6 protein-coding genes and 4 tRNA genes are annotated in these 5514 nt (G+C 58.5%); 7 read left to right on the top strand and 3 right to left on the bottom strand.

Features of this window, described 5'->3' with window-relative positions; genetic code table 11:
- Window positions 1-40: 40 nt before the first annotated feature.
- Window positions 41-373, bottom strand: a complete 333-nt coding sequence (locus HMPREF2604_RS03895) for a metal-sensitive transcriptional regulator (protein WP_070532400.1) — start codon at window positions 371-373, stop codon at window positions 41-43.
- A gap of 83 nt (window positions 374-456) precedes the next feature.
- On the opposite strand from HMPREF2604_RS03895, the gene HMPREF2604_RS03900 reads away from it, so the two are divergent.
- The 5 genes from HMPREF2604_RS03900 to HMPREF2604_RS03920 all read left to right on the top strand — a co-directional run bounded on the left by HMPREF2604_RS03900 (window position 457) and on the right by HMPREF2604_RS03920 (window position 1416).
- Window positions 457-532 (top strand) — tRNA-Glu (locus HMPREF2604_RS03900).
- A gap of 34 nt (window positions 533-566) precedes the next feature.
- Window positions 567-643, top strand: a tRNA-Asp gene (locus HMPREF2604_RS03905).
- A gap of 251 nt (window positions 644-894) precedes the next feature.
- Window positions 895-968 (top strand) — tRNA-Asp (locus HMPREF2604_RS03910).
- Between the two features lie 20 nt (window positions 969-988).
- Window positions 989-1061: transfer RNA gene (locus tag HMPREF2604_RS03915), tRNA-Phe, on the top strand.
- A 52-nt stretch (window positions 1062-1113) separates the two neighbouring features.
- Entirely contained in the window at window positions 1114-1416 is a 303-nt protein-coding gene (locus tag HMPREF2604_RS03920) for a GNAT family N-acetyltransferase (RefSeq protein ID WP_070532403.1), read from the top strand.
- A gap of 12 nt (window positions 1417-1428) precedes the next feature.
- Here the strand turns inward: HMPREF2604_RS03920 and epsC are convergent, their stop codons facing one another.
- Together epsC and cysK are read right to left on the bottom strand one after the other, a co-directional pair.
- Window positions 1429-1992 carry a serine O-acetyltransferase EpsC gene (epsC, locus tag HMPREF2604_RS03925; RefSeq protein ID WP_070532406.1) on the bottom strand — a complete coding sequence of 188 codons (564 nt, stop codon included), beginning with the start codon at window positions 1990-1992 and terminating at the stop codon, window positions 1429-1431.
- A gap of 120 nt (window positions 1993-2112) precedes the next feature.
- Window positions 2113-3048: a cysteine synthase A gene (gene cysK / locus HMPREF2604_RS03930; protein WP_070532409.1), complete on the bottom strand. Its 936-nt coding sequence runs from the start codon at window positions 3046-3048 to the stop codon at window positions 2113-2115.
- Between the two features lie 256 nt (window positions 3049-3304).
- On the opposite strand from cysK, the gene ramA reads away from it, so the two are divergent.
- The gene (gene ramA / locus HMPREF2604_RS03935; protein ID WP_070522991.1) at window positions 3305-4144 is read left to right on the top strand and encodes an acetate metabolism transcriptional regulator RamA; all 840 of its coding nucleotides are present in this window, start codon (window positions 3305-3307) and stop codon (window positions 4142-4144) included.
- Window positions 4145-4165: 21 nt separating this feature from the next.
- Window positions 4166-5434, top strand: a complete 1269-nt coding sequence (gene murA / locus HMPREF2604_RS03940; RefSeq protein ID WP_070523021.1) for a UDP-N-acetylglucosamine 1-carboxyvinyltransferase — start codon at window positions 4166-4168, stop codon at window positions 5432-5434.
- Window positions 5435-5514 lie beyond the last annotated feature (80 nt).

Raw genomic sequence — 5514 nt, forward strand, 5'->3', positions numbered from 1 at the left:
ATTTATCCACACGAAATGTCCCTTAAGCCTGGGTTCAGGGCTAGCTCTTAACGAGCTTCCTGATGGCCCGCATGGCCTCCTCGAGCTTCTCTGTGGCTACTTGCCCGTCTTCGGCGGCTGCTCCCGCCACACAGTGTTCTATGTGGTCCTCCAAGAGCGCTAGGGAAACGTTCTCGAGCGCTGAAGTAACCGCTGAGATCTGCGTGATGATGTCGATGCAATATTGGTCCTCCGCGATCATGCGGTGGATGCCTCGGGTTTGGCCTTCGATGCGCTTGAGGCGAGCCAAGTACTTTGCTTTCTGCTCATCATCGGAGTTGTAGCCGTGCACACCCGGCTCGTGACAGGAACAGGTATCCCGCTGGTCAGCCATGGTTTTCTGCCTTTCTGCCAGGACGATTTGGTTAAGTGAGGATGTCTCCAGTATATTTTTACAAAGTTGCCTCAAGGCAACGGGCCCCCATCGTCTAGCGGCCTAGGACACCGCCCTTTCACGGCGGCGGCACGGGTTCGAATCCCGTTGGGGGTACCAACACTTTTGTGTTGGTGCACAAGAAAATACTTATGGCCCTGTGGCGCAGTTGGTTAGCGCGCCGCCCTGTCACGGCGGAGGTCGCGGGTTCAAGTCCCGTCAGGGTCGCCATATTTCAGCCTCGGAGCATTGTTTATAGAACATATGCCTCGGGGCTTGTGTCGTTTTATGGTGGTGTGTGGAGGCTCCTGCAACGTCGCAAATGGCGCATAGATCTGTATAGGTCTAGGCGCTGTGGTGACAGTGTGTATTGAGGGGCTGCATCACCGTGAAAACGGTGAATGACATGCTGATTTGGTGTGCTTATCTAGCTTTGTGTAGAGTACTTATTCGTGCCCAGCGCACAACAGATAATTGAAAATGGCCCTGTGGCGCAGTTGGTTAGCGCGCCGCCCTGTCACGGCGGAGGTCGCGGGTTCAAGTCCCGTCAGGGTCGCCGAAGTCCTCGTGGCTTCTGGCCAGATAGCTCAGTCGGTAGAGCACACGCCTGAAAAGTGTGGGGTCGCCAGTTCGATCCTGGCTCTGGCCACAAGACAGCCCCTTCCATTGGAAGGGGCTTTTTTGTTGCTCTTTTTGGTTTAATGGGCGGCATGACTACTTCAGTTGCGCACCAAACCGATCAATCCCGTTTCGTCATCACCGTTGATGGGGAAGAAGCAGGCTTCGCCGAATACAGTGATTCCGCTACCACACGCGAATTCACGCACACGGAAATCTTCGAGTCATTTCAGGGCCAAGGGCTGTCCAAGCCGCTTATTAAAGCGGTACTGGATGATGACTCAACGGCCGGCCGCCAAGTCATTCCAACGTGCAGCGCCGTGGCGCGCTTCATTGAGAAGAATCCCGATTACCAGCGGCTGACTGCCCGTGAAGGCAGCCTGTAAAGGCACGGTCTTTTAGATGTAGTAGTCCGGGTCCACCAGCTTGATGCGCTCATCCTTCTTGCGCGGGCGGTTGGTGGCCGGGATACCGATGGCAATGTGCTCCGGTGGCACGTCCTTTGTCACCACGGCGTTGGCACCTACAGCGGAGCCGTGGCCGATGGTAATCGGGCCGAGCACTTTGGCGCCCGCGCCAATGGTGACGTTGTCCTCAATTGTTGGGTGGCGCTTTGTCTGTGTCAGCACCTGACCACCGAGCGTGACGCCGTGGTAAAGCATGACGCCATCGCCAATTTCGGCGGTTTCACCGATGACGATCCCCATGCCGTGGTCAATGAAGAAGCGCCGGCCAATGGTAGCGCCGGGGTGAATCTCGATTCCGGTGAAGAAGCGGTTAAGCTGCGCCAAAATACGGGCTGGCCCACGCCATCCACGTTTCCACATGCGGTGGGCGATTCGGTGCGCCCAAATGGCGTGAAGGCCGGAGTAGACCACGGCATTTTCGACGTCGCCGCGCGCGGCCGGATCATGCTCGCGCGCGTTGGCGAGGTCTTCACGAATCATCTTCAAGATGTGCATGCGAACCATCCTATCTAGAAAGAAAAAGCGCCCCCTAGCACAGAGGGCGCTTTTATTCGGAGGGCTCACCACGGCGCCGTGCTTGGCGACGTCCCGTGGAAAGCCACGTTAGCGTTTTCCTTAGGCCTCGCGAATGTCCTCGAAGAGGATGGTGGAGACATAGCGCTCACCGAAGTCCGGGGCGACGACGACGATGGTCTTTCCCTTGAACTCTTCGCGCGCAGCCAGCTTGAGTGCCGCAGAGACGTTGGCACCGGAGGAAATGCCGACGAGCAGTCCTTCTTCGGTGGCCAGCTTGCGGGCAGTGGAAACGGATTCCTCGGTGGTTGCGGTGAGCACCTCATTGAGGATCTCGCGGTCCAGAACCTCTGGGACAAAGTTGGCGCCGATGCCCTGGATCTTGTGGGGGCCAGCGTGTCCCTCGGAGAGGACGGGGGAGTCAGCGGGCTCAACGGCGACCAGGTAGGTGTCGGGGTTCTGGGAACGCAGGTAGCGGCCCACGCCGGTGACGGTTCCGCCGGTGCCGACGCCAGCGACGAAAGCGTCGACCTTGCCCTCAGCGTCGTCCCAGATCTCGCGGCCCGTGGTTGCCTCGTGAATCTTCGGGTTTGCCTCGTTAGCGAACTGCGAAGCCAGGATGGCGTTGGGGGTCTTAGCGATAATTTCGTTGGCCTTCTCGACAGCACCCTTCATGCCGGCAGCGCCCGGGGTGAGGACGATTTCAGCGCCATAGGCACGCAGCAGTACCTTGCGCTCGTTGGACATGGTCTCCGGCATGGTGAGGATGACCTTGTAACCCTGGGCGGCACCGACGAGTGCCAAGCCGATGCCGGTGTTGCCGGAGGTGGCCTCAACGATGGTGCCGCCTGGCTTTAGCTCGCCGGACTCTACGGCGGTGTCGACAATTGCCTTGGCAATGCGATCCTTGACGGAATTAGCGGGGTTGAAAGACTCAACCTTCACCAGTACCTCGGCGCCGAGGCCTTCGGTCAGGCGGTTGAGGCGGACAAGCGGGGTACCGCCGATGGTGTCGAGAATATTGTTGTATACAGCCACGATGTGGACTCCTTGAAAATAAGTTCTGATGTACAGCAGACACTCTACACCGTGGCAATAGACCAAGTGGTATATAGATTCTGAACAGATCATTCGGGCATGGCATGTGGGATTTGAGGCGTCTCATGAGGGCGAGGCGTGATTTAGAATTACCCCCGTCGGCCGGTTATACTTCGCAAATAGTGTTCGCCTACCCCCGTTTCAGGCGGGAAATGTGGGTGCACCTGCTGGTTACCCCCGAGTAAGAGAGAGTCTCATGGAGCCGCACCGACTCAAGGATGACGACGAAGCCGTACGCGCAGCGCTCTCGTCACTAAAGACCGCAACGGGAATCCCCGTCACGATGTACGGGACCTTGCTGCCGGACAATCGCCTGCAGATTACCCAGTGGGTAGGGCTGCGGACCCCGGCCTTGCAGAATTTGGTGATTGACGCGAACGTGGGCGTCGGCGGGCGCGTTGTCAGCACTCGCCGCGCGGTTGGTGTGTCCGACTACACTCGTGCCACCACAATTAGCCATGAGAATGATCGCCATATCCAGGATGAGGGACTGCATTCGATCGTGGCGGTGCCGGTCACCGTTCAGCGTGAAATCCGCGGTGTCCTCTACGTTGGCGTCCATTCGCCGGTGCGCTTGGGCGACAAGGTAATCGAGGAAGTCACCATGACCGCTCGGTGCCTCGAGCAGGATCTGGCCGTTAATTCCGCGTTGCGTCGTGCCGACGGAGGCAAGGGCGGCGCTGCTCGCGGTCACGTGATGAACGGGGCTGAGTGGGAGCAGGTGCGCTCAACGCACTCCAAGCTCCGCATGTTGGCTAACCGAGTCAACGATGAAGACCTCCGTAAGGAACTAGAGGCTCTTTGCGACCAGATGGTCTCCCCGGTGCGCGTTAAGCAGTCCACCAAGCTTTCTGCTCGCGAGTTGGATGTTCTTTCCTGCGTGGCGTTGGGGCATACCAATGTCGAGGCGGCCGAGGAAATGGGTATTGGCGCCGAAACGGTGAAGTCCTATTTGCGCTCTGTCATGCGCAAACTGGGTGCACATACTCGCTATGAGGCGGTTAATGCGGCCCGTCGTATAGGCGCGTTGCCCTGATCGTAGGTAAGTTGGGTGGGCGTGAAAGACCAATTTATTGTCTCCGGTGGGGCGCGCCTGCAGGGCACCGTCAAGGTGGACGGTGCCAAGAACAGTGTGCTGAAGCTGATGGCTGCGGCACTGTTGGCGGAGGGCACCACCACGCTGACCAACTGTCCTAAAATCCTTGATGTTCCACTGATGCGAAAGGTCCTTGAAGGCCTTGGCTGTTCAGTGGAAATCGATGGCCACACCGTGCAGATCACCACGCCGGCCACGTTGCATTCCAATGCAGACTTCGATGCGGTGCGCCAATTCCGCGCGTCGGTGTGTGTATTGGGGCCGCTGACGGCGCGTTGTGGTCACGCAAAGGTAGCTTTGCCAGGTGGCGACGCCATTGGTTCCCGCCCATTGGACATGCACCAATCTGGGCTAGAGAAGATGGGCGCTAGCACGCGCATCGAACACGGCGCCGTTGTGGCGGAGGCGGATCAACTCCATGGCGCGAACATCAAGCTCGATTTTCCTTCGGTAGGCGCTACCGAAAATATTCTCACTGCTGCAGTCCTTGCGGATGGCGAAACTCAACTCCACAATGCGGCCCGCGAACCGGAAATTGTGGACCTGTGCACGATGCTCAAGGAAATGGGCGCCGACATCTCTGGGGAGGGGACATCCACCATCACCATTCGGGGAGTGGACAAGCTGCAACCGACGGAGCACGAGGTTATCGGTGACCGCATTGTTGCGGGTACGTGGGCATATGCTGCCGTAATGACTCGCGGGGATATCACGGTGGGTGGTATTGCTCCCAAGCACCTGCACCTGCCGTTGGAGAAGCTTAAGTCCGCCGGTGCGGATATCGAGGACTATGTCAATGGTTTCCGCGTGCGCATGGACCGGCGTCCAACTGCTGTGGACTACCAAACGCTGCCGTACCCCGGCTTCCCCACGGATCTTCAGCCGATTGCCATCGGGCTCTCCGCGGTCGCGGAAGGTACATCCATCATCACGGAAAATGTCTTTGAGTCGCGTTTCCGGTTCGTCGATGAGATGCTCCGCCTTGGCGCTGATGCCCAGGTGGATGGACACCACGTAGTTATCCGCGGTCAAGAGCGCCTGTCCTCGACGCATGTCTGGAGCTCCGATATCCGCGCAGGTGCCGGATTGGTCCTCTCCGCTTTGTGTGCGGATGAGACGACCACCGTGCACGATGTCTTTCACATCGACCGCGGCTATCCCAACTTTGTAGAGAACCTGCAGGCCTTGGGCGCCACCATTGAGCGCACTCAAGAGGAGGAGCTCTACTAAGGAACATTGCTTGGCGACGTCCCTATGTGGCGCACCTTTTTGGTGTGTCACCTGGGGATTTGTTGTTTGTTGGGGGTGTG

The sequence above is a fragment of the Corynebacterium sp. HMSC055A01 genome (assembly GCF_001809405.1).
GTDB classification, from domain to species: Bacteria; Actinomycetota; Actinomycetes; order Mycobacteriales; family Mycobacteriaceae; genus Corynebacterium; species Corynebacterium hesseae.